Origin of the sequence: Rhodoferax sp. AJA081-3 (genome assembly GCF_017798165.1) — a bacterium.
GTDB lineage: Bacteria > Pseudomonadota > Gammaproteobacteria > Burkholderiales > Burkholderiaceae_C > Allorhodoferax.
In genome coordinates this window covers 1,242,010-1,263,737 of sequence record NZ_CP059068.1, presented here as the reverse complement: position 1 = coordinate 1,263,737, position 21,728 = coordinate 1,242,010, and the positions used below count along the sequence as shown (strand labels likewise).

Genomic DNA, 21,728 nt, shown 5'->3' with positions numbered 1-21,728 from the left:
CCATGCAGCTACCAACCCCGTCTATCTGTCGACACGTGCCGCCGCGTTATCCGCAACTGGGCGACTGCGACTTCTACCACTCCCAGATCTTGCCGACGGGTGAAGTCATCGGCCAGTGGGATTTGCGTCCTTCGCCAGATACCTATCTGGGACACGTGGATTTCAATGGCCGTAACGTGCTTGAGATTGGCCCGGCCAGCGGTTTCCTGTCATTCCACATGGAGCAAGCGGGTGCAACGGTCAGTTGTCTGGAACCCTCGATGTCCCATTTATGGGATACGGTTCCGTTTCCAGGCGTTGATGCCGACGCGGTGCGCGTCGAATTTGCAAATCACATTGAGCGGATCAGAAATTCCTTCTGGTATTGCCACGCATTGCATCGCTCACAAGCGAAATTGTTCGAGGCCGACCCTTGCAACATCCCCAGCGAAATGGGTGACCATGACGTAGGCGTTTTGGCTTGTGTTTTGCTCCACACCCGCTCCCCTTTCTCGCTGCTGGAGAGCCTGTCGCGGCGGGTGACGCAAACGATGGTGGTGGTGGATAACTACAACGCGGCCCTCGGCCCCGAGCCTGTTTGCCGTTTCATGCCGAACCCTTCGATCCGGCAGTTTGATACCTGGTGGCAGTTTTCGCCACAGTTCATCGTGTCAGCGTTGGAACTGCTGGGCTTCTCAGAAGCCCGCGTTTCATACCACGCACAAAAGTGTGAGCACCAGAACGCACAGGTTCCGATGTTCACGGTGGTCGCGTCACGGAGGCAGCGGTTTGACCAACACCCAGCAGCCTCCGCCTAACCCAAAGCAGCAATGCTAGGCTTGCTTGGACTTGCGGCGGCGCGCGATAGTCCCCATCAGACACAGACCGGCCAACATCATGGCGTAGCTTTCTGGTTCTGGCACGGCAGAAACAGCGAAACCGGGCGCGTTGTCGCCAATGCCGTTGAGCAGACCGAAGTTGCCGGGTTGGTAGTGGCGTGCGTTGGTGCGAATCACTTGAACAAAACTGGTTTTGCCTGGGTTGATTTTGGATCCGGCATCCGCCACGAAGTTGAAACCGATCACGCCCAGTGCCGTGCGGTCCGCATAGTCCGAAGGCTCGGTGCCGGAGGTAAATGCGCCAAAGGCCGCATTGGTTTGGAATACGCTTACCGCGCCACTGCCCAGCGCACTGAAATCCCAACCTGTGAATCGCTCCACGCCATTTTTAGACGTCGACGCGTTGGAAAACTGGTAATAAAAGTCCAGGCCCGTGCCCGTGTCATATACCGCTGTGCGTGCAATACCTTGGTAGCTCAGATTGCTGATGTCTGTGATGGCGGAAGCGACCAGGGTACCTCCGAAGAACGAGCCGCTGACATCCACCGAGGTGGTGGGTGTGTCGATGATCAGTACCGTCGCTTGTGCGCCGCCGATGGCACCCGTCAGGGCGAGCGCAAGCGCCGTCAGTTGTGTCGTAAGTTTCATAGAGAGCTCCTAGAAGGATGAGACGTGGGTGATGAAAATCCATCACTCGCGGCGAGCTTATTTTTTTGTAACTGATGGCTCGGTGCGCTGAGCCACAGTTATTTGGAAGAAAGCACATCCATTCGGATCACGCCCGATTGACTTTGCGTGCGATAGGTAACGGTCGCCGCTGGCGAGTGCCGCCAGCTGCTGTCCAAACGCGGCAAGGCGTCAGTTGTTTTGCGTGGTGCTGATGGGCAACGTGAAGAGCATGCGTGTACCGTGGCCCGCACTGCTTTGCGCCCAGATGCTGCCACCGTGGGCCTCCACAATGCAGCGCGAAATGTAGAGACCCAAACCCAGCCCACGCCGGTCGTTTTTGCCGACCTGCCAGAAGCGCTCGAATACCGCTTCCAGCATCGCCACGGGGATGCCTTCACCTGTGTCGTCCACACAGAATTCAAACGTATCACCTACGTGTTTGCTGTGCACGCGAATACTGCCACCCTTGGGCGTGAACTTGATCGAATTGGCAATCAAGTTTGCCAACACCTGTAGCAGGCGGTCGTGGTCAAATTCTGCCGTGCCAGATTCCTGCGGTTGTTGTACTGCCAGGGTAATGCCCTTTGCTGCTGCCGTGACCTGAAGGGCATCTACCGCTTCGGCAACCAGCGCTGCAACGTCGCCCGGAACGGCATGCATGGCCAGTTTGCCGGAATCGATGCTCGCAACATCCACCAGGTCACCAATCAGCCGGTTCATGCGGGTGCCGTAACGTTCGATACGTGCCGTCTCGATGAGCAACTGCGCACTGTCACTGTGTTTCTCCAGCTTCTGGGCCAGGAACTGGGAGCTCACCACTATCCCGTTCAGCAGGTCGCGCAGGTCATGGGAGACCATGCCCAGGAAATCGTCGCGGGTTGCCAGCGCGTCGTCGGAACGGGCGCGTTCGGTCAACAGGTACTGATCCGTCGCGTCACGTTCCAGCGGCAAAAGCCGTGTCAGCATGCGGGCCCGCGCTTCGCGCTCGCGGCGCACACTGCGGTCTGCCGCAGCGCGCTCCTCGCGCAAAGCCTGGTCTTCCATCTCCCGGTCTATCGCAATGCTGGATGGTGTTGGCAGTGGAGAAGTGCCATCAGCCTTCTCGTCTGCTTTTTCGCGCGCCGCAACCATGATGGCATCGGCATTTTCCCTGGCGTGTTCGACAACCGCGTCGGCGTCTTTTTCCACGGCCTTGCGGCTTGCCGTCATTTCCCGGTCCGCTTTTTCGCGTTCTTCGCGAAGGCTTGAGTCGGTTTGGTCGCGCTCGGGCGACTCCAGTGAACTCGGTGTGGGTGTCATAAAACCTTACTCTCGTCGGCGTTGTTGGACAAATCTGTGTACGGTTTCATTTTTTCAACGAGCCGACCAGTATAGGCCGCGGCTGTAGTGGTCGTTACTGGTGCGATACTTGATTTAAAGTAGCTATGGGGGGCACTGCGACACACTCTTGCGCGCGTCGTGCCTTCCGATGGAGATCCAATTTGAGCCCAAAGTGCAGCGATAAGGTTGGTCCAGTCGCAATGCGTCTGGCCCGGGCACGTTGGATTGTCGTGCCACGGCACCGTTGTCTGCTGGCAATCTTCGTGTGGATCAGCCTGTTGGGGTTTGCTGGCGTGGCACACGCGGACAACCCGCGTGAGGTGCGCATGGGTGTGTACCAGAACGAACCCAAAATCTTCCTCGACGATCAACAACAGCCCTCGGGCATTTTTGGGGATTTGGCGCGTGAGATGGCGCGCCAGCACAACTGGAAACTGGTGCCCGTTCCGTGCGAATGGCAGGCTTGCCTGGACGGCCTTCGTAGCGGCCACATTGACTTGATGCCCGATGTTGCATCCACACCCGAGCGTGCCACGCTGTTTGACTTCCACGTCACGCCCGCGCTGCTGGCATGGTCACAAATCTACGCCCGCTCGGACCTCAACATCCGCTCAGCGTTGGACCTGAAGAGCCTGCGAATAGGGGTGTTGAAAGGGTCGGTGCAGGAGGCGTATCTGCGCAACCTGCTGGAAGGTTTCGGCTTGCAGGCGGAATTGGTGCCAGTGAACAGCTTGCAGGATGCCTTCGCTCTCACTGCCCGCGGCACGCTGGATGCTGCAGTGGCCAACCGGTTTTTTGGCGACTTGCAGGCGCCGCGTTTCAAGCTGGCATCGACACCCATACTGTTCCAGCCCGCGCAGTTGTTCTTCGCCACGGGCAAGGGTAAAAATGCAGACCTGATTGCAACCATAGAGTCCCACCTGCATGCTTGGCAGGCCGATCCGCAGTCACACTATTTTGTGGTGCTCAAGCGCTGGATGGAAGTGCGCCCCCAAACCATGGTCCCTAGGGCAGTGTGGTGGGCTTTGGGAGGTCTTGGGGGGGTGTTGGCACTTGCACTGGGTGCGTCCTGGCTGTTGCGGCGCGAGGTGGCCGAAAAGACCCGGAGTTTGCGCGCCAGCGAGGATAGGCTGAACACCATTTTGGACGGCGTGGACGCCTACATCTACATCAAGGACACGGCCTTGCGTTACCAGTACGCCAACCGCAAGGTTTGTGAGCTGTTTGGTGCTACTGCAGACCAGGTCGTGGGGCAAACCGATGAGCGTTTTTTTGATGCCCCTACGGTTGCCAAGTTGCGGGTCAACGATCTGCGCGTTGTCCGCCAGGGTGAGCGGGTGGAGGAGGAGGAGATCAACCGCGGGGCAGATGGCGGCCCAGAGCAAACCTACCTCTCCATCAAGCTGCCTCTGCGGCGGCCCGACGGTTCGGTGTATGCACTGTGTGGCATTTCTACCGATATCTCCAAACACAAGGAGGCTGAGCGCGCCATCCACCAACTCGCGTTTTATGACCCATTGACCCGCCTACCCAATCGGCGTCTCTTGATGGAGCGGTTACAACAGGCGCTGGCAGTGCAGGTGCGTGACCACGGGTTTGGCGCACTGTTGTTCATTGATGTGGACAATTTCAAGGATTTGAATGACACCCTGGGCCACAGCACGGGAGACCTGTTGCTGTGTGAGATCGCCGCAAGGCTTTCGGCCTGCACACGTGCTCAGGACACTCTGGCGCGCCAGGGCGGGGACGAGTTTGTTGCCATGGTCGAGGGGCTAGGCCCCACAGCCGATGCGGCCGCTGTGCACGCCCAACACCTGGCACAGAAGATTTTGCGCAGGCTCAGCGAATCCTATGTGCTGGACAACCACCGCTACCAGACCTCCGTCAGCATAGGCGTGGCGTTGTTCGGTGGCGCGGACGTTGACCAAGACGAATTGCTCAAACAGGCCGACCTGGCCATGTACCAGGCCAAGGCGGATGGACGCAATACCGTACGCTTCTTCAACCCGCAGATGCAGGAGCAGGTCAGCGCGCGGACTGCGCTGGAAACCGATTTGCACCGTGCGTTGGACAAGCAGCAGTTCCTGCTGTATTACCAGCCGCAGGTGAACCAGCAGGGGCAGACTTTGGGTGTGGAAGCCCTGGTGCGCTGGCAGCACCCGGTGCGTGGCCTGGTGTCGCCTGCTGAGTTCATTCCCATAGCCGAAAGCTCAGGTCTGATTTTGTCGCTAGGCCGATGGATTCTGGAGACCGCCTGTACCCAGCTCGTGCGGTGGTCGGCACAAGAGGACACAGCCATGCTGTCGGTTGCTGTCAACCTCAGCGCCCGTCAATTCCGCCAAGGTGACTTTGTGGCCGACGTTCAGTCCATCTTGCTGTCCACAGGCGCCAACCCGCAGCGCCTGGAACTGGAGCTCACCGAGAGCCAGCTGATTGATGACCTGGGTGGCGTGGTGCAGAAAATGGATGCACTCAAGGCATTGGGCGTGCGCATTGCCCTGGACGACTTTGGCACAGGGTATTCATCGCTGAATGTGCTCAAGCGTCTGCCGTTGGACCAGCTCAAAATTGACCGGTCCTTTGTGCATGACTTGCTGTCGGACCACTCCAGCGCCAGTATTGTTCGCGCCATCATCACGTTGGGTGACAGTCTCCAACTGCAGGTTATTGCAGAGGGGGTGGAAACCGAGGCGCAGCGTGATGCCTTGGTCTTGTTGGGTTGCAAGTATTTTCAGGGTTACCTGTTTGGTCGGCCCGCGCCCATTCCCTGACAGCTACCGCACGGGGCACCCAGGAAGACTTTAACGTGCGCAGATCCCGGTGGTGGCTGCCACACCGGACACCACCACGTTGTTACTGACCGTGCTATTGGGTGCAATGACGGTGGTGGCAGGCCCGGTTGCACCGCCACCTTGGCAAATCGTGTTGTTGCGCACGGTGGCGTTGCCGTCGGCCAAGTCACCGTTGGGGTAGTCGGTGTGGCCCACACTGATGGCCACCTGGTAGGTGGGGGTGGTGTTGATGATGGTATTGCCCTCGACCAGGATGCCCGCCGCAGACTGGGCGTTCATGGCATTGTTGCCACCATTGATCAACCGGTTGTTGCGCACCACGGTGTTGCGAAAACCTTCGGCAGTGTCGTACCCCTGCGTGATCGACATCAGCCAGCAACCCGGCGCCGATGTGTCCTGCTCGATGGTGTTGCCCTCTATCAACAGGCCATCGTTCATACCGTGGAATGTCATGTTGCCGCCGGTGCAAATGCCGTTCACCACCGAGTTGCGCAGGTAGCGGTTATTGCGCAAGGTCAGGTTGGTGACGTTGCTGAAGTAGGTGCCGTGGTTGAAGCCGCTGCCCGAGAAGTTATTGCCTTCAAACACATTTCCCTCGAACAGCGAATGGTTGAAGGTACCCAGCACACCCATGCTCTTGTTGCGGAGGAAGCGTGAGTTGCGTACCGTGACCCGCTGGATATCGTCATGGCCTTGGCCGTTCAGCGCAATGCCGAAGTTGGTGAACTCTACGTCTTCGATCAGCACGTCACCCACCGTGCCACGGAGCCAGATGGCCCAGGCGTTGTCTGGGGCAGATGCCGTGGCTTCAAACTTCAGTCCGCGAAAAACATAACCACCGTCCGGTACCGTGTTTTGCCATTCGCCGGTCTCGAAACCCAGGTTTGTTGACACCAGCAGCACGGGAGCCGCTCCGCTGCCATAGGCGCCGAAAGTCAGCGGTGCGGCTGCACTGGTGTTGCGGTTGTCCAACCGCACGGTGGACGTCCAGTTCCACACGCCGCCCCGGTTGAACAACAACTGCGTCCCCGCAGGCAGCGCATTCACATTCAAGCCCATGAGACTCTGTTTGGGTTCGGCCTGGGTGCCTGGGTTGGCATTGTTGCCCTGGACGCAGCTTGCGGAGGAACCGGCTTGGCAATCGGAAAAATAGTAGGTGCCCGCGGTAGTGGGCGTGGGTGTTGGCGATGGGCTTGGCGTGGGCACTGCGCCCGATTTTTCGGCATTGAGCAGGGCATGCGTATGGATCTTGACGCGCACGTTGTTATAGATCTTCCCATCTACTTTGACGGACGCTAGCGTGAGCAGACTCGTGGCTGGATCAAATGCAGCGGTCTGCGGCACGCTGCCGTCAACCTCCAGCAGGGAGTAGGAATGGATCGTGGCCCTGACATCGGTGTACATGCCCAGGCCCGCTACGGTGATCTGGTCCATGATGAGCAGGTTCGTCACCGGGTTGAAAACATCCATGGCATGTGCGCCCAAATGCGGCGCCAGGCAACAGCCCATAGCCACCAGACAAGGCCCGGTGTACGCGGCCACACACGAAGGTGTTAGCGCTTGCAATTTGTGTTTCAACATGTGTTTCCCCTCTGTAGGTGCCAGGTGTCCGGCGGGCTGGGAGCGGAGCATATCGGCAATGCACCTGCGCATCTACGTTCCCCAGGAAGAGGGTGGACGGGCGGTTGACTCGGTCCGATGGAGGGCTCTGTCGTCGCGCGTCAATGGGGCAATTCATAACGGGCGCTGATGGCCCGAAATACTGCAACGGTCTTGAATGATTTCATCACACTTAAATGCACTACGATGTTCGCATGCATATCGTCCATACTGTTGCTCCAGCAGTTCTGATCAACACCTACTTCTTGGCGGTATGCAGGTCGCTGTTGGTGGTGTTGGCTGTTGTTTTGCCCCCAAGCCTGTGTGCGTCTGAACGTGTCCTATTGATGCCAGTGTTGCAGTCCAAACCTTTTGGCTGGTTGGACGAGACCGGTAAGGCGCAGGGGCTGTACCCGGACATCGTGGCGGCCCTGTCTAGGCAAACGGGGCTGGCCATCCGTGTGGAAGTGGTTCCGTTTGCGCGGGCCGCTGCCGTGGTGGCCTCTGGATCTGCCGATGCCACTTTGATGTTCAGAAACGCATTCACACGGGGAAAGGTTGTGGAAGCCTTGGTGGTTTTTAATACGCAGCAGATTGTGCAAATGCGGCCGGGCTTGCGGATTGCCGGTCGCGGAGCATTGGTAGGCATGGAACTTGGGCGATTGAACGGCGGCTGTCAGGAGTTGGCAGATGACAAGTCCGCAGCATGGCGCTTCCAGGATTTGTCGTCACAGGAGTCGGGCGTGCGCATGTTGCTGGCAGAGCGTATCGACGGGTTTTGCACGGTCAATGAGTCCTTGCTGGATGCGCTGGCTGGGGCGGGGTTGGAGGCACGTTTTGCCACAGCCCAGCGCGTGGTGTTGGCATCCAAACCGGTGTGGCTCATGTTGTCGCAAAATTTGTCGCCAGAGCTTGGGGCCCGGCTGGTGCGTGGCATGGCGGAGCTGCAAAGAAGTGGCGAGTTGGCCAGAATCTTCAAGGCACGACTAGGCAGCCGTTACGTTTTAGATTTGAATCGGTAGCCCTGTTGCTCAGTAGGCTGTGTGGTTGATGTGGGCGTGTGCAGCACGCCGCTTCGCAGCTTCAACACATAATGGCGTCCCATCGGTTCAGCCCGCACAGAACGGATATGCACCAACAACTTCCTACTTTTACACCCACCCAGTTCCGCCAGCGTGCACGAGGTGCCTTGGTGATTGCGCTGGGGGCTCTCGTAGTACAGACTGTGCCTGCATGGGCCGCTACACAGGTCTGCCGCGTGGAAGGCCTGCCCAACGAGTTGCAGTGTGGTGTCATCCAGCGCCCTCTGGACCCTACAAACCCCAAGGGTGTGCAGATCGACGTGCACTACCTGGTCGTACCCGCCATGGCGCGCAACAAACAGCCCGATCCGGTGCTAATGCTGGCCGGTGGGCCCGGCCAAAGTGCCATAGGTGTGGCCCCCGCCATGTTGTCCCGGTTCACACGCCTGAACTACCGCCGCGACCTGGTCTTTGTCGACCAACGCGGTACCGGCAAATCGGCCCCGCTGCAGTGTGAAGACGACAGCAAGCTGCCCCTGGTGGAAGCGGTGAACCCTGCTGCACAGGCCCGCCGGCTGGAGCAGTGCCGCGCCGCGCTGATGCAGCTGCCCTATGGGGATTTGCGCTTCTACACGACCACCATCGCCATGCAGGACTTTGAGGCTGTGCGCCAGCAGTTGGGCGCACCACAGTGGAACCTGGTCGGCGCCTCCTACGGCACCCGCGCCGCGCTGGAGTACCAGCGGCAGTACCCCGACCGTGTGCGCCGCACGGTGCTGGACGGTGTGGCGCCGCCCGACATGGTGTTGCCCGCCAGTTTTTCCACCGATAGCCAGGCCGCACTCGATGCCAGCCTGTTGGCCTGTGAACAGGACACGGCATGTAGGGCGCAGTACCCACAACTGCGCCAGCAGTGGGCTGCGTTGCTGCAAAGTCTGCCCCGTGACGTCAGCGTCAACCATCCGGTGACGGGCCTGCCCGAGCGTTTCACGCTGACGCGTGATCTGCTGTTGCGCAGCGTGCGCACCCCGTTGTATGTGCCTGCTTTAACCGCCGCCTTGCCCGCCGCCATAGACGCAGCGGCCAGCCATGGGCGTTTTGAAGGTCTGTTGGGTTTGGCTGGCGCGGTGGCTACCCGCAAGGCCATGCGAGTGGCCATGGGCATGCATTTCTCGGTGGTGTGCGCAGAAGATGTGCCGCGCCTGGCCGCTGCAAGTGACAAGCCGGGCGCGGACTTTGGCAGTGCCGACGCCAGCTTCTATGCAGATGCTTGCCAGAACTGGCCCAAAGGTGCCGTGCCCCCCGAGTTCTTCACAGTGGGCCCAACCCGCTCGCCTGTTTTGGTACTCAGCGGCGGGGCAGACCCGGCCACACCACCGCGCCATGGAGAACGTGTGGCCCAGGCGCTGGGCGCGCAAGACAAGTCCCTGGTGCAGCATGTTGTGGTGCCCCAGGCCGGCCATGGTGTGGCGGCTGTGGGTTGTATGAACGAGGTGTTGTTCCGTTTCATAGACGCCAAACAAGCCAGCACCGCCTTGCCACAAGATGCCAGTTGTGCGACCCGTATTCCGCGGCCCAGCGTATTTGTGCCGGTCCAACCATGATCCATATTGACAACGTCAGCAAACACTTTGTGTCACGCACCGGTGGTTCTTTGTTCCAGCGCGCCGCCAAACAAACTGTGAATGCCGTGCAGGGTGTCACCGTGCACGCGGCCAGCGGTCGTATCACCGGTCTGCTGGGGGCCAATGGTGCGGGCAAGACCACCACGCTGCGCATGCTGGGTGGCTTGTTCAAGCCCGATGGCGGCAGCATTACGGTCGATGGCATTGCTGTAGAGCAGGCACCCCGCCAGGCACTGGCACGCCTGGGCATTCTGGGCGACGCGCACGGGCTCTACCCACGACTGTCAGCCCGTGAAAACATCATCTACTTTGGTCGCCTGCAGGGCATGGAGGCCGATGCCGCCAGCGCACGCGCCGAAGAGCTGTCGCGCCTGTTGGACATGGACAAGATCCTGGACCGGCGGGCCGAGGGCTTCAGCCAGGGTGAACGCATGAAAACCGCGCTGGCCCGCGCCCTGGTGCACGACCCGGCCAACATCGTGCTGGATGAACCCACCAATGGTCTGGATGTGCTGGCCACGCGCGCCTTGCGTGAGGCCCTGCGCCACCTGCGTTCCCCCGCGGGCGGCAGCAAGTGCATCATTTTTTCGACCCACATCATGCAAGAGGTGGAGCAGCTGTGTGAACACGTGGTCGTGGTGGCGCAGGGCCGCAGTGTCGCCCAGGGCACGGTGGCCGAGCTGCTGGAGCAGGCCGGTGAGACCAAGTTTGAAGACGCCTTTGTCAAGCTGGCCTTTCCCCCTCAGCCCCCTTTGCCTTCTCTGGCAAGCCAGGAATCTGTATGAGCAAGTTTTTGTTGAAAGGCTTCTGGATCGTCTTCACCAAAGAAGTGATGGATGCGCTACGCGACCGGCGCACTCTGCTGCGCCTGCTGGTCCCTGCCGTGCTGATGGGGCCGTTGCTGCTGCTGGCGCTGTCGACCCTGATTTCCTCGCTGGAAGAGCGCGCCGAGAAGCGTGAGGTGATGGTAGTGGGCATCGAACACGCGCCCAGCCTGCGCAACTTCCTGGAGCGCCAAACCTACACCCTCAAGGCCGCACCGGCGGACTACGAGGCCCGGTTGCGCGCCACCACGCTGCTGGAGCCGGTGTTGGTGATTGGCAAAGACTTTGAAGACGCTCTGCGTACCGGTGAGCGCCCCACGGTCGAGGTGGTCAGCGACAGTGCCAACCAGCGCGCCGGTGCCGGTGTGGGCACACTCGTGCGGCTGCTGCAGGGCTTCAACCGCGAACGCGCCACGCTGAGCATGGCGCTGCGCGGTGTGTCCACCGAACTGCTGCAGGCCGTGGATGTGCAGGAGCGTGACCTGGCCAGCACCCAGGCCCGTGCGGCACGTATCACCGGCATCATTCCGATGTTCATCATCATGGCCGTGCTCTACGGCGCCCTGACCGCGGCGCTGGACAGCACGGCAGGTGAGCGTGAGCGGGGCTCACTGGAGCCGCTGCTGATGAACCCGGTTCAACACTTTGCACTGGTGCTGGGTAAATGGGGTGCAGTGGCATTGCTGGGCATGGCCGTGGCCTTGCTGGCCAATCTGAGCTTTGTGCCGGCGCAGTGGCTGCTGCGCAGCGACAGCCTGCAGGCCATGTTCCAGTTTGGCTGGTACGAGGTGGTGGTCTTTTTGCTGCTGCAGCTGCCACTGGCCGCCGGCCTGGGTGCGGTGCTGATGGCGTTGGCCATTCGCTCCAAGACCTTCAAGGAAGCGCAGGCGGGTAGTGCACTGGTCGTCACATTGGTGGGGCTGGCGCCCATGGTCAGCCTGTTGAACCCCGGGGGGGATGCCGCCTGGTACCTGTGGGTGCCGGGGCTGGCCCAGAATACCCTGATGATGCTGGTGCTCAAGGGTGAAGCGCTGACGCTGGCCCGTGTGTTGCCAGGTGTGCTGGTGGGTGCAGGCTTGACCGTGTTGTGCCTGCTCTACGTGGCGCGGTCCATGCGCATCGCGGTCGCAAGATAAGTCTGATGCCATGCGGCTGTCCAATCGGACAGGGCCTGGGGGATGGTGGTCTGCGTGCTGGCGGGCAAACCCAGCACCTGGGCCGCGTGTTGCAGGGCCGCCAGCGCGGCGGCGGGGCTGGACGTGTCCAAGGCCTGCGCGCCGTTTTGTTTGGACAACTTTTCGCCATTGACACCCAGCACCAGCGGTGTGTGCAAGTACTGCGGCGTAGGCAGGCCCAGCGCCTGTTGCAGCATCACCTGCCGGGCCGTGTTATCCGCCAGATCCAAACCGCGCACCACATGGGTGATGCCCTGGGCGCCGTCGTCCACCACCACGGCCAGCTGGTAGGTGGCGCAGCCGTCGGCGCGCTTGAGAACGAAGTCGCCCACCTCGGCTGCCACATCCTGTTGCTGCGCGCCCATCCAACGGTCTTGCCAGTGTGTTGTATGCAATGCTACTGAATTAATAGCGGTAGGTTCATATTCGACGGGGGCTAGAGGCCAATTTTGCTTAAGCGACTCGGTCAAGAATCGCCAGGCTGTGGAAGGTGGGACTGTGTTGGGCGCAGCGTCGGCGCAGGTGCTGGGCCGCATGCCCAGCCTGCAGGTGCCGGGGTAGACCAGCTCGCCATGCCTCGCGCGGGTCCGGCCCTGGGCCTGGATGGCAGCCGCAATGTCCTTGCGGGAGCAGCAGCAAGGGTAGGCGCGTTGGGCGGTGATGAGTTGGTACAGCGCCTCTTGGTACAGCGCCGAGCGAGTGGACTGCCGCACCACTGGTTCATCCGATGTGAGCCCGCAGTCGCTGAGCTGCTGCAGGATGCGTTCGGTAGCGCCCGCCACGGTGCGCGGTACATCCACGTCTTCTATGCGCACCAGCCATTGGCCGCCATGGGCGCGGGCGTCGAGCCAACTGGCCAGCGCCGCCACCAGTGAGCCTGCGTGTAAGGGGCCGGTGGGGGAGGGCGCGAAACGGCCCCTGTAAATCGCCGTTGGACTCAAATGATCGCAAGGGCTAGCTCTAAGCCCGATACGAACGCATCTTCCACGCGGTGGCCGAGGCACCAGTCGCCGCACAGGCCAAGCCCTAAGCTGGCATCCCACAGGTGGGACTGCCCCAACGGATGCTCGGTCTTGGCATAGAGCCAGCGTTTGGTGTCTGCATGCGCGGCCTGGGCGCGTATGCCAGTGACTTCGGCAAACGCCTTGGTCAGCTTGGCCTGTACCCGTTTGGCATCGTCGTGTATGTGTTCTTGCGACCAAGCGGCGCTGGCCTGCACGGTCCAGCGCTCGACGGCGCCGCGGCCGGGCTTGCTGGATTCGCGGGTCATCCAGGCTATGCGGTGGTGGGTGCTGCGCGCTGCATTCCACTGCGGGCCCAACGCCAACAGGCCGGGTTGCATGGCCTGCGGAAAGGCGAGCATCAGTGTCCAGCAGGGCATCACGGTGACGCGGCTTATTTTCTTCACCAGATTGGCGGCCTTGGGTGCTGTCTCCAGCAGCGCCTTGGCCTGCGGTGATGGCACAGCCAGCACCACGGCATCAAATCCGCCGTAGACGTGGCTGCTGTCGTCTGCACCCGTGGTGCGCAGTTGCCACTGGGCCTTGTTCAGGGTGTCGCGTTCGATATGGGTGACCTGGGTGTTGAGTTCCAGGCTCTGGGCTGCTACCAGGGGCTGTGCCCAGCGGCGCACCAGGGTGCTCATACCGGGGCTGGGCACCCAATGCGGTTCGCGTGCGGGCAGGCCGGCGGCAGCCACGCGGCCATGGGCGTCCAGCACCTGCACGGTGTTGGCGCTCCAGCGCTTGGCTACCGCCGGCGTGGTTTGCAGGGCCTGCATGAAGCGGGGGTCGCGCACGGTGAAGTACTGCGCGCCGGTGTCAAAGGTGCCAAAGGCGCTGTTGCGCGTGGCCATGCGACCGCCCACCGTGTGGCTCTTCTCGAACAGCGTGACCCGGTGCCCCGCTTGCACCAGGGTGCGTGCGCAGGTGACAGCGGCCATACCGGCGCCAACGATGGCAATGTGTCTAGGTGCGGTCATGGGGGTTGTCTCCAAGAGTTGTTGGGTTGTTTGTGCCAGTTTATACGTGACTCGTACGCGCTCACGAATTTCCGCGGTGTTGTTCCAGCAAGGCGGCGCGTGTTTTGGGGCTTTCCATCTGTTGCAGCCACCACTGCAAAGCGCGGCCTTGGGTGGAGGTGGTAGCGCCGCGCCAGGCAAAACTCAGTGGCACCTGGCGTTGGGGTCGCTCGGTCTTCTTGATGACCAGGCGCCCGGTCTCAATGTAGCTACCGGCCATGCACAAGGGCAGGTAGCCGCCGCCCAGGCCCCGCAGCTGCGCGTCCAGCTTGGCATGCATGGTGCCCACGGTGAATACATCCTGCCCGCTGAGCAGGCCAAAGGTGGCACCAGCGCCGCGTTGCAGGGAGTCGGCCACGGCCACGGCGCGGTGCTGCTGTATCAGTGTGTCGCTCAGGGGCTCGGCGGCGCCGGCCAGGGGGTGGTGGGGCGCCACTACGTAGACAAACTCCATGCTGCCCAACGGTTTGCTCTGGATGCCGGCCATATTGGCGGCGTCCAGGGCCACACCCAGCGCCAGATCGGCCTGGCCCGATGTGAGGGCCTCCAGCGTGCCGGTCAGGGCTTCGTCGCGCAGCTTGATGCGGGTGGGCGGGTTCAGGCTGAAGAAACTCTCACACAGCTCCATCACCGTGCCGCGGGAGATGACGGTGTCCACAGCGATGGTGAGTTGAGACTCCCACCCAGTGGCCACGCGTTTGACCCGGTTGGCAACCGCATCGATTTCCAGCAGCAGGCGTGCGCCCTCTTGCAGCAGTTCGGCACCCGCACGTGTGAGTTTGGCCTGGCGCGCGCTGCGGTCGTACAGGAGCACGTCCAGCGCGTCCTCGATCTGTCTCACCCGGTAGGTCAGCGCACTGGGCACCATGCCCATGGCACGGGCGGCTGCGGCAAAACTGCCCGCCTCCGCAATGGCCTGCAACATGGCCAGGGCGTCAGGTGTGAGCACATCACGTGCAGTTTGCATGAATGGCTCTATTAAATTGAATTAATTTGAATGATGCCATCAATCAGCGTGGATGGAAAGTGGCCCTGGCGGTCGCAAAATTCAATCCTTCTGAAAGCTTGCGGGACAGTCCGCAGCGGCCAAGCCGCAAGCTCTGTCCCCAACAAATTAAGGGAACACTATGTTGACCGTACGCAAATCTTCCGACCGCGGTTATGCCGACCATGGCTGGCTCAAGTCGTTTCACAGCTTTTCGTTTGCCGGTTATTACGACCCCGAGCACATGGGCTGGGGCAATCTGCGCGTCATCAACGAAGACCGCATCGCCCCCGGCACTGGCTTTGGCACCCATGGCCACCGCGACATGGAAATCATCAGCTACGTGTTGTCCGGCAACCTGGCGCACAAGGACAGCATGGGCAACGTCAAAGGCATTCCCCCCGGTGACGTGCAGCGCATGAGCGCAGGGCGTGGTGTGCAGCACAGCGAGTTCAACCACGCGCCGAACGACACCACACATTTTCTGCAAATCTGGATCGAGCCGAATGTGACCGGCATCCCACCCAGTTATGAGCAGAAGGCGTTTAGTGATGCGGATAAGCAAGGCGTGCTGCGCCTGGTGGCATCGCCAGACGGGGCGCAGGGCTCGGTGTTGATCCATGCCGATGCCCGTTTGTACAGCGGCCTCTTCGATGGTGCGCAGTCGACCTCTTTGGCCATGGACCCAACGCGCAAGGCTTATGTGCATGTGGTGCGTGGTGCCGTTTCGGTGAACGGTGTGTCGCTCAGCGGCGGTGATGCAGCGCTGCTGGAAGGCGAAGCCCAGGTTAGCCTGGACCAGGCGAAAGACGCCGAAGTTTTGTTTTTCGACCTACACGCTTAGAGCATCCCGTCGGGATGCCTATTTAATCAGTTGAGGACAGAGCTAAAGGTCTGTCCCGCAAGGTTTTACAAAGGGAATTTTGATGTCCAAAGTAGTTGTGATTTTCCATTCTGGCTACGGCCACACCCAGCGCCTGGCGCAATCGGTGGCGCAGGGCGCGAATGCCGAGCTGATCGCCATTGACGCAGACGGCAACCTGCCGGCTGGCGCCTGGGAGTCCCTGGCCGCAGCCGATGCCATCATCTTTGGCTCGCCCACCTACATGGGCAGTGTCAGCTGGCAGTTCAAAAAATTTGCGGATGCCAGCAGCAAGCCCTGGTACACCCAGAGCTGGAAGGACAAGATTTTTGGCGGCTTCACGGCCAGCGCCAATGTCAATGGCGACAAACATTCCACGCTGCACTACTTCATGACGCTGGCCATGCAGCACGGCGGCCTTTGGGCGGGCACAGGCCTGAATTACAACAACACCAAGGCCTCGCAGCGCAGCGATGTCAATTACCTGGCTTCTAGCGCGGGCCCCATGGCACAAACACCGGGCGACGCCAGTGGTGCGGAAATGAATGCAGGTGATCTGGAGACCGGTCGTTTGTTTGGTGTGCGCATTGCAGCCTTGGCTGCCAAGGCCGCTGGCGCGACGGCCTGATTGACCCAGTGGGCGCGGCACTAACCTAGTGCAGCGTGCACGGCAGGATGGCGGGCGCGGCCAGTTCGCGGCCGACCACGGCGCGGGCATACAGGTAGCTCTCGCGCACACTGTCACCCAAGCCGTCCAAGTCCACATGCCCTTCGCTATCGCAGGGGAATGAAAAGCCGCGCCCGCTGTGGAACAGGGACTGGAAACGCAGCTCGTACTGGGTGGGTGTGGGGGTGTGCATAGCGATGCTCCTGGCTGTGCCGGAACAATAGGTAAATGCAAAGGAGTACAAGGGGCGAATAGCGGTTGCTTAGACCCGCTGTTTGCGGTTTCAAACCTACAATCCCCGGATGTTTGTACACCTGCGCCTGCACACCGAATTTTCCGTCGTGGACGGAACCAACCGAATCGATGACGTGGTGGCCTCGGCGGTGGCCGATGGCCAGCCCGCCTTGGCCATTACCGACCTGAGCAACCTGTTTGGCGCGATCAAGTTCTACAAGCAAGCACGGGCCAAAGGCACTAAACCCATCATTGGTGTGGAGATATTCCTGGAGGGCCTGGGTGGCGACACCACGGCCCTGTCACGCATGGTGCTGCTGGTGCAAAACAAGCAGGGTTATCTGAACCTGTCAGAGCTGCTGGCGCGTGGCTACACCAAGAACATTGTCAAAAACCAGGCCGTCATCAAGCTGGCGTGGTTGCAGGAATTGAACGAAGGCCTGATCGCCCTGTCGGGTGCGCAGGCTGGGCCGGTCGGGCAGGCACTGGTGCAGGGTGACGAAGCCCGTGCGCGCGAAGTGGCCTTGCAGTTGGGCGGCTTGTTCCCGCACCGCTTTTATCTGGAGTTGCAACGGGCCGGTCGCACGGACGACGAGGCCCATGTGATTGCCACCGTGCAGCTGGCTGCGCGCATCAGCCTGCCCGTGGTGGCCACCCACCCGGTGCAGTTCACCACGGCGGACGACTTTGAGGCCCACGAGGCCCGTGTCTGTATTGCGGACGGCGAAATCCTGGGCAATGCCAAACGGGTGCGCAAGTACACACGCGAGCAGTATTTCAAGTCTGCCGAACAGATGGAAGCCTTGTTTTCCGACATCCCGTCGGCCGTGGCTAACACGCTGGAAATTGCCAAGCGCTGCAGCTTGACGCTGGTGTTGGGCAAGAACTATTTGCCGGAGTTTCCAACGCCCCTGGTCAATGGCCAGCGCATGACGCCGGAAGAGTACTTCCGCTACGCGTCCCACGAAGGCTTGAAGGAGCGCATGGCGCATCTGTACCCCGATGCGGCCGAACGCGACAAACAAATGCCCGAGTATGTGGCGCGGCTGGAGTTTGAGCTGAACACCATCCTGAAGATGGGTTTCCCGGGCTACTTTCTGATCGTGGGGGACTTCATCAACTGGGCCAAGAACAACGGCTGCCCGGTAGGCCCAGGGCGCGGCTCGGGCGCCGGTTCGCTGGTGGCCTATGCGCTCAAGATCACCGACCTGGATCCGATTCGTTACAAGCTGCTGTTCGAACGATTCCTGAACCCCGAGCGGGTTTCCATGCCCGACTTTGACATCGACTTCTGCCAGACCAACCGCAACCTGGTCATCGACTACGTCAAAGACAAATACGGCAAGGACGCGGTGAGCCAGATCGCCACCTTCGGCACCATGGCCGCACGCGGAGTGATCCGCGATGTCGGCCGTGTGCTGGACATGAGCTACACCTTTTGTGATGGCATCAGCAAGCTGATCCCCAACAAGCCGGGCACCAACGTCACGCTGCAGCTGCCGCCTACCGACGGCAAGAAGAACGACAAATACGTCTACGCGAGTGAGGCCGAACCCATCTTGGCCGAACGCGAGGCCAACGAGGAAGACGTCAGGACCCTGCTGGAAATGGCGCGCAAACTGGAGGGCATGACACGCAATATCGGCATGCACGCCGGCGGCGTGTTGATTGCGCCGGGCAAGCTCACCGACTTTTGCCCGCTGTACCAGCAGCCTGGCAGCGAGTCGGCCGTCAGCCAGTACGACAAGGACGATGTGGAGGCCATTGGCCTGGTCAAGTTCGACTTCTTGGGTCTGGCCACGCTGACCATTCTGGAGATCGCGCGCGAGTTCATCATGCAGCGCCATCCGGGCCAAGAGAAATTTGCCTACGAAAACCTGCCGCTGGACGACGCCAAGGTCTACAAGCTGTTTTCCGACGGTAAAACCGAAGCCGTGTTCCAGTTTGAAAGTACCGGCATGCAGCGCATGCTGAAAGACGCCAAACCCTCCCGCCTGGAGGATTTGATTGCACTGAATGCGCTGTACCGCCCCGGTCCCATGGACCTGATCCCCAGCTTTGTGGCCCGCAAACACGGGCGCGAGGTGGTGGAGTACCCGCACCCGGCCGTGGCCGAGATGCTGAGTGAAACCTACGGCATCATGGTCTACCAGGAGCAGGTGATGCAGACCGCGCAGATCCTGGGTGGATACTCGCTGGGCGGCGCGGATTTGCTGCGCCGGGCCATGGGCAAGAAGAAAAAAGAGGAGATGGACCAGCACCGTGACATCTTCCGTGCCGGTGCGCTCAAGACCCACGGCATCCCGCAGGAAAAAGCCGACGAGGTGTTTGACCTGATGGAGAAGTTTGCGGGTTATGGCTTCAACAAGTCACACGCCGCCGCCTACTCGCTGTTGGCATACCACACGGGCTGGATCAAGGTCCACTACACGGCCGAGTTCTTCTGCGCCAATATGACGGTGGAAATGGACGACACCGACAAGTTGAAGGTGCTGTTTGAAGACGCCGAGAAGATGGGCCTGAGTTTTGAGCCACCCAACATCAACCGCGGCCGTCACCGTTTTGAGCCCATCTCCAACAAGGAAATTCGCTACGGCCTGGGCGCCATCAAGGGCACGGGCCAGCAGGCGATCGAAGCCATCGTGGCGGCGCGCGAAGGCAAGGGGCCAACCGGGGAGGCCGGCCCCTTCACCAGCCTGTTCGACTTTGCGCGCAGGGTCGACCGCAGCCGCCTGAACAAACGCTGTGTGGATGCGCTGATCAAGGCTGGCGCGTTTGACACCTTGCAGCTGAACCGAGCAGCGCTATCCGCATCCATAGACCGGGCCTTTGACTTTGCGGCGGCCAGTGCGGCCAACGCCAACCAGCACGGCCTGTTCGACATGGGCGGTGAAGACGACCATGGCTCCAGCACCCAAGAGCCCGAACTGGTGGATGTGATGCCCTGGGGTATCAAAGAACGGCTGACCTACGAGAAAACGGCCATCGGCTTTTACCTGTCTGGACACTTGTTTGACGAGGTCACGCTGGAGGTGCGCCGTTTTGCCAAGCGCCCGATCGAAGAGCTGATCGACACCCGCGAGCCGCAGTTGCTGGCCGGCATCGTCACCGACTTTCGTGTCATCAATGGCCAGCGCGGCAAACTGGCGCTGTTCAAACTGGACGACAAGTCCGCGATGATCGACGCGCGGGCCGAAGAGGAGCTGATCGCCGCCAACAAACACCTGTTCAAGGACGACGAACTCATCATCGTCATGGGCAAGGTGCGCGATGACCGCTTCTCGGGCGGCAAACAACTCACGATCACGCAGGTGTGGGACCTGGAGCAGGCGCGCTGCCGCTTTGGCAAGTACCTGCGGGTGGCGGTGAATGCGGCGGGCAGTGCACAAGGGCCGGATGTGGCGCGTTTGGTGCGCGAGTTCCCGGCCAAGCGTGAACAGACGGAGCAGGGTGAGCTGGTGCGCGGCCTGGCCGTGCGGCTGGCGGTGCAGCGCGTCATAGCCGGCGCGGAGCAGGGCGCCGCGGAGGCAGCGGGCGACGCGTTGTGCAACGGCGCCACGGCAGAACTGCAATTGGGCGAAAACGCGCGGTTTTACCCTAGCGACGCGGCCTTGGCCGGCTGGCGGGCGCAGGCGGACCAGGGCAAAGCGGTCATTGCCTACGATTAAGCCCCACCCCGGAGGTATTTGGAGTAAATAACCCTCTAGCCCCCGTCGGATATAACTGAGTCGCTATAAACACTGTAGCGGTTTGGTTGGGGGCCGGGCGGTGCATGTCGACGCCCACAGCGCCCGGGCGCACAGAAATGTCGGCATTCTGGTTGACAGGCATTCTCGTTTAGACTAAATTACTAACCATCTGGTCATTAAACGAAATTTTGCTGTCTTCAACCTTTTAAACGGTCCCGCCATGCCTTCCAAACTCATTCCCACCGCGTTGGCGCTTGTCGCCGCCACGTTCTTGCTCAGTGCCTGCTCCAAGCCCGCCCCACCCGAAGCACCGATACGTTCGGTCAAGGTGCTGACAGTTGGTGTCGACAACATGCGCTCCGGTGCCGAATTTGCGGGCGAGGTGCGGGCGCGTGTCGAATCCCGGCTGGGCTTCCGTGTCGCGGGCAAGATGGTGCGCCGCCAGGCCGAGTTGGGTCAGCGGGTCAAGGCGGGTGATGTGCTCGCGCAGTTGGACCCGCAGGACTACCAGTTGGCCGCCCAAGCGGGCCAGGCCCAAGTAGCGGCTGCATTGACCAACCGCGACCTTGCCGCTGCCGATTTCAAACGTTTCAAGGAACTGCGCGACCAGAATTTCATCAGCGGTGCCGAGCTTGAGCGCCGCGATGCCGCGCTCAAGGCCGCCCAGGCGCAACTGGACCAGGCCCAGGCCCAGTCCAGGGGGCAGGGCAACCAAGCTGCCTATACGACCTTGGTGGCCGATAGCTCTGGCGTGATCACAGCGGTCGAAGCCGAGCCAGGCCAGGTGGTGGCAGCCGGCACGCCGGTGCTGCGTATTGCGCAGGACGGACCGCGCGATGTGGTGTTTGCGGTGCCGGAAGACAAGGTGGCCATGATCAAGGCTGGTTCGGGTGTCGAAGTGCGGGCCTGGGCTGGCAAGACGTCGTTCAAGGGTGTGGTGCGTGAAGTGGCGGCCAGTGCCGACCCCATCACCCGCACATTCACGGTCAAGGTCGGACTGGAAGCCCTGGATGCCAAGGATGCGCTGGCTTTGGGGACCACGGTGTCCATCATTCCCCAGGCCTTTGACCGCAGCACTGTGCAGGTCATCAAGTTGCCCACCAGCGCATTGCGCCAGGATGGTAAGACGTCTGCCGTGTGGGTCTTGGATACCAACACGATGACGGTTAAGTTGCAGCCGGTGCAGATTGCAACGGCTGATGGTAATGAAGTTGTTATCGCTTCCGGACTGCAGCCTGGTATGCAGGTGGTGTCCGCCGGTGTACACGTGTTGGCGCCCGGTGAAAAGGTCACCCTGTATAAGGAAAAGGTGGCTGCAGCCCCCGTATTTGTTGCTTCAGGTGCTACTGAAGCGATAGCACCTGTTGCCACCGCTGCTCCAACTGTTGCCGCGCAGGCCAGCGCTCCGTCTGCGAAGTGAGCCAGCC

Annotated in this window: 17 protein-coding genes; 10 read left to right on the top strand and 7 right to left on the bottom strand. The window is 61.1% G+C overall.

Annotation, left to right across the window (positions count from 1 at the left end; genetic code table 11):
- Positions 1-2 precede the first annotated feature (2 nt).
- A complete protein-coding gene (locus tag HZ993_RS05890; RefSeq protein ID WP_209396322.1) occupies positions 3-797 on the top strand; it encodes a hypothetical protein in 795 nt (264 codons plus the stop codon).
- Between the two features lie 15 nt (positions 798-812).
- Here HZ993_RS05890 and HZ993_RS05885 read toward each other — a convergent pair whose 3' ends face one another.
- Both HZ993_RS05885 and HZ993_RS05880 read right to left on the bottom strand, forming a co-directional pair.
- A complete protein-coding gene (locus HZ993_RS05885; protein ID WP_209396321.1) occupies positions 813-1,466 on the bottom strand; it encodes a PEP-CTERM sorting domain-containing protein in 654 nt (217 codons plus the stop codon).
- 210 nt (positions 1,467-1,676) lie between these two features.
- Positions 1,677-2,786 carry a sensor histidine kinase KdpD gene (locus HZ993_RS05880; protein WP_209396320.1) on the bottom strand — a complete coding sequence of 370 codons (1,110 nt, stop codon included), beginning with the start codon at positions 2,784-2,786 and terminating at the stop codon, positions 1,677-1,679.
- A 284-nt stretch (positions 2,787-3,070) separates the two neighbouring features.
- On the opposite strand from HZ993_RS05880, the gene HZ993_RS05875 reads away from it, so the two are divergent.
- On the top strand, positions 3,071-5,578 hold the full coding sequence (locus HZ993_RS05875; RefSeq protein WP_245213832.1) for an EAL domain-containing protein: 2,508 nt from the start codon (positions 3,071-3,073) through the stop codon (positions 5,576-5,578).
- 30 nt (positions 5,579-5,608) lie between these two features.
- On the opposite strand, the gene HZ993_RS05870 is transcribed toward HZ993_RS05875, so the two are convergent.
- Positions 5,609-7,180 carry a right-handed parallel beta-helix repeat-containing protein gene (locus HZ993_RS05870; protein WP_209396318.1) on the bottom strand — a complete coding sequence of 524 codons (1,572 nt, stop codon included), beginning with the start codon at positions 7,178-7,180 and terminating at the stop codon, positions 5,609-5,611.
- 215 nt (positions 7,181-7,395) lie between these two features.
- On the opposite strand from HZ993_RS05870, the gene HZ993_RS05865 reads away from it, so the two are divergent.
- The 4 genes from HZ993_RS05865 (at position 7,396) to HZ993_RS05850 (ending at position 11,805) form a co-directional block, all read left to right on the top strand.
- Positions 7,396-8,220, top strand: coding sequence for an ABC transporter substrate-binding protein (locus HZ993_RS05865; protein WP_209396317.1), 825 nt, complete (start codon positions 7,396-7,398; stop codon positions 8,218-8,220).
- Positions 8,221-8,327: 107 nt separating this feature from the next.
- Positions 8,328-9,824 carry an alpha/beta fold hydrolase gene (locus tag HZ993_RS05860; protein ID WP_209396316.1) on the top strand — a complete coding sequence of 499 codons (1,497 nt, stop codon included), beginning with the start codon at positions 8,328-8,330 and terminating at the stop codon, positions 9,822-9,824.
- The gene (locus HZ993_RS05855; protein WP_209396315.1) at positions 9,821-10,630 is read left to right on the top strand and encodes an ATP-binding cassette domain-containing protein; all 810 of its coding nucleotides are present in this window, start codon (positions 9,821-9,823) and stop codon (positions 10,628-10,630) included. The genes HZ993_RS05860 and HZ993_RS05855 overlap by 4 nt, the downstream gene beginning before the upstream one ends.
- Positions 10,627-11,805: an ABC transporter permease gene (locus HZ993_RS05850; RefSeq protein WP_209396314.1), complete on the top strand. Its 1,179-nt coding sequence runs from the start codon at positions 10,627-10,629 to the stop codon at positions 11,803-11,805. Before HZ993_RS05855 ends, HZ993_RS05850 begins: the two co-directional genes overlap by 4 nt.
- Here HZ993_RS05850 and gluQRS read toward each other — a convergent pair.
- From gluQRS to HZ993_RS05835, 3 genes are all read right to left on the bottom strand, one after another.
- Entirely contained in the window at positions 11,766-12,785 is a 1,020-nt protein-coding gene (gene gluQRS, locus HZ993_RS05845) for a tRNA glutamyl-Q(34) synthetase GluQRS (protein ID WP_209396313.1), read from the bottom strand. The two genes, HZ993_RS05850 and gluQRS, sit on opposite strands and share 40 nt — an antisense overlap.
- Positions 12,782-13,825 carry an NAD(P)/FAD-dependent oxidoreductase gene (locus HZ993_RS05840; RefSeq protein ID WP_209396312.1) on the bottom strand — a complete coding sequence of 348 codons (1,044 nt, stop codon included), beginning with the start codon at positions 13,823-13,825 and terminating at the stop codon, positions 12,782-12,784. The genes gluQRS and HZ993_RS05840 overlap by 4 nt, the downstream gene beginning before the upstream one ends.
- Positions 13,826-13,886: 61 nt before the next feature.
- On the bottom strand, positions 13,887-14,831 hold the full coding sequence (locus HZ993_RS05835; protein ID WP_209396311.1) for a LysR substrate-binding domain-containing protein: 945 nt from the start codon (positions 14,829-14,831) through the stop codon (positions 13,887-13,889).
- A 160-nt stretch (positions 14,832-14,991) separates the two neighbouring features.
- On the opposite strand from HZ993_RS05835, the gene HZ993_RS05830 reads away from it, so the two are divergent.
- Together HZ993_RS05830 and HZ993_RS05825 are read left to right on the top strand one after the other, a co-directional pair.
- The gene (locus tag HZ993_RS05830; protein ID WP_209396310.1) at positions 14,992-15,693 is read left to right on the top strand and encodes a pirin family protein; all 702 of its coding nucleotides are present in this window, start codon (positions 14,992-14,994) and stop codon (positions 15,691-15,693) included.
- An 82-nt stretch (positions 15,694-15,775) separates the two neighbouring features.
- Positions 15,776-16,339, top strand: coding sequence for a flavodoxin family protein (locus HZ993_RS05825; protein ID WP_209396309.1), 564 nt, complete (start codon positions 15,776-15,778; stop codon positions 16,337-16,339).
- A gap of 25 nt (positions 16,340-16,364) precedes the next feature.
- Here HZ993_RS05825 and HZ993_RS05820 read toward each other — a convergent pair whose 3' ends face one another.
- On the bottom strand, positions 16,365-16,571 hold the full coding sequence (locus tag HZ993_RS05820) for a hypothetical protein (protein ID WP_209396308.1): 207 nt from the start codon (positions 16,569-16,571) through the stop codon (positions 16,365-16,367).
- A gap of 109 nt (positions 16,572-16,680) precedes the next feature.
- Here HZ993_RS05820 and dnaE point away from each other — a divergent pair, with 109 nt between their 5' ends.
- Both dnaE and HZ993_RS05810 read left to right on the top strand, forming a co-directional pair.
- Positions 16,681-20,280: a DNA polymerase III subunit alpha gene (dnaE, locus tag HZ993_RS05815; protein ID WP_209396307.1), complete on the top strand. Its 3,600-nt coding sequence runs from the start codon at positions 16,681-16,683 to the stop codon at positions 20,278-20,280.
- A 241-nt stretch (positions 20,281-20,521) separates the two neighbouring features.
- Positions 20,522-21,721, top strand: coding sequence for an efflux RND transporter periplasmic adaptor subunit (locus HZ993_RS05810; protein WP_209396306.1), 1,200 nt, complete (start codon positions 20,522-20,524; stop codon positions 21,719-21,721).
- The last annotated feature ends 7 nt before the right edge of the window (positions 21,722-21,728 follow it).

Excerpts from the sequence above, each read along its gene's own strand:
- HZ993_RS05825 (WP_209396309.1), top strand. The coding sequence starts at position 15,776 with ATGTCCAAAGTAGTTGTGATTTTCCATTCTGGCTACGGCCACACCCAG.
- HZ993_RS05870 (WP_209396318.1), bottom strand. The coding sequence starts at position 7,180 with ATGTTGAAACACAAATTGCAAGCGCTAACACCTTCGTGTGTGGCCGCG.
- HZ993_RS05890 (WP_209396322.1), top strand. The coding sequence starts at position 3 with ATGCAGCTACCAACCCCGTCTATCTGTCGACACGTGCCGCCGCGTTAT.
- HZ993_RS05865 (WP_209396317.1), top strand. The coding sequence starts at position 7,396 with ATGCACTACGATGTTCGCATGCATATCGTCCATACTGTTGCTCCAGCA.
- HZ993_RS05810 (WP_209396306.1), top strand. The coding sequence starts at position 20,522 with ATGCCTTCCAAACTCATTCCCACCGCGTTGGCGCTTGTCGCCGCCACG.
- HZ993_RS05885 (WP_209396321.1), bottom strand. The coding sequence starts at position 1,466 with ATGAAACTTACGACACAACTGACGGCGCTTGCGCTCGCCCTGACGGGT.
- HZ993_RS05820 (WP_209396308.1), bottom strand. The coding sequence starts at position 16,571 with ATGCACACCCCCACACCCACCCAGTACGAGCTGCGTTTCCAGTCCCTG.
- HZ993_RS05855 (WP_209396315.1), top strand. The coding sequence starts at position 9,821 with ATGATCCATATTGACAACGTCAGCAAACACTTTGTGTCACGCACCGGT.
- HZ993_RS05850 (WP_209396314.1), top strand. The coding sequence starts at position 10,627 with ATGAGCAAGTTTTTGTTGAAAGGCTTCTGGATCGTCTTCACCAAAGAA.
- HZ993_RS05860 (WP_209396316.1), top strand. The coding sequence starts at position 8,328 with ATGCACCAACAACTTCCTACTTTTACACCCACCCAGTTCCGCCAGCGT.
- HZ993_RS05840 (WP_209396312.1), bottom strand. The coding sequence starts at position 13,825 with ATGACCGCACCTAGACACATTGCCATCGTTGGCGCCGGTATGGCCGCT.
- HZ993_RS05830 (WP_209396310.1), top strand. The coding sequence starts at position 14,992 with ATGTTGACCGTACGCAAATCTTCCGACCGCGGTTATGCCGACCATGGC.
- dnaE (WP_209396307.1), top strand. The coding sequence starts at position 16,681 with ATGTTTGTACACCTGCGCCTGCACACCGAATTTTCCGTCGTGGACGGA.
- HZ993_RS05835 (WP_209396311.1), bottom strand. The coding sequence starts at position 14,831 with ATGCAAACTGCACGTGATGTGCTCACACCTGACGCCCTGGCCATGTTG.
- HZ993_RS05880 (WP_209396320.1), bottom strand. The coding sequence starts at position 2,786 with ATGACACCCACACCGAGTTCACTGGAGTCGCCCGAGCGCGACCAAACC.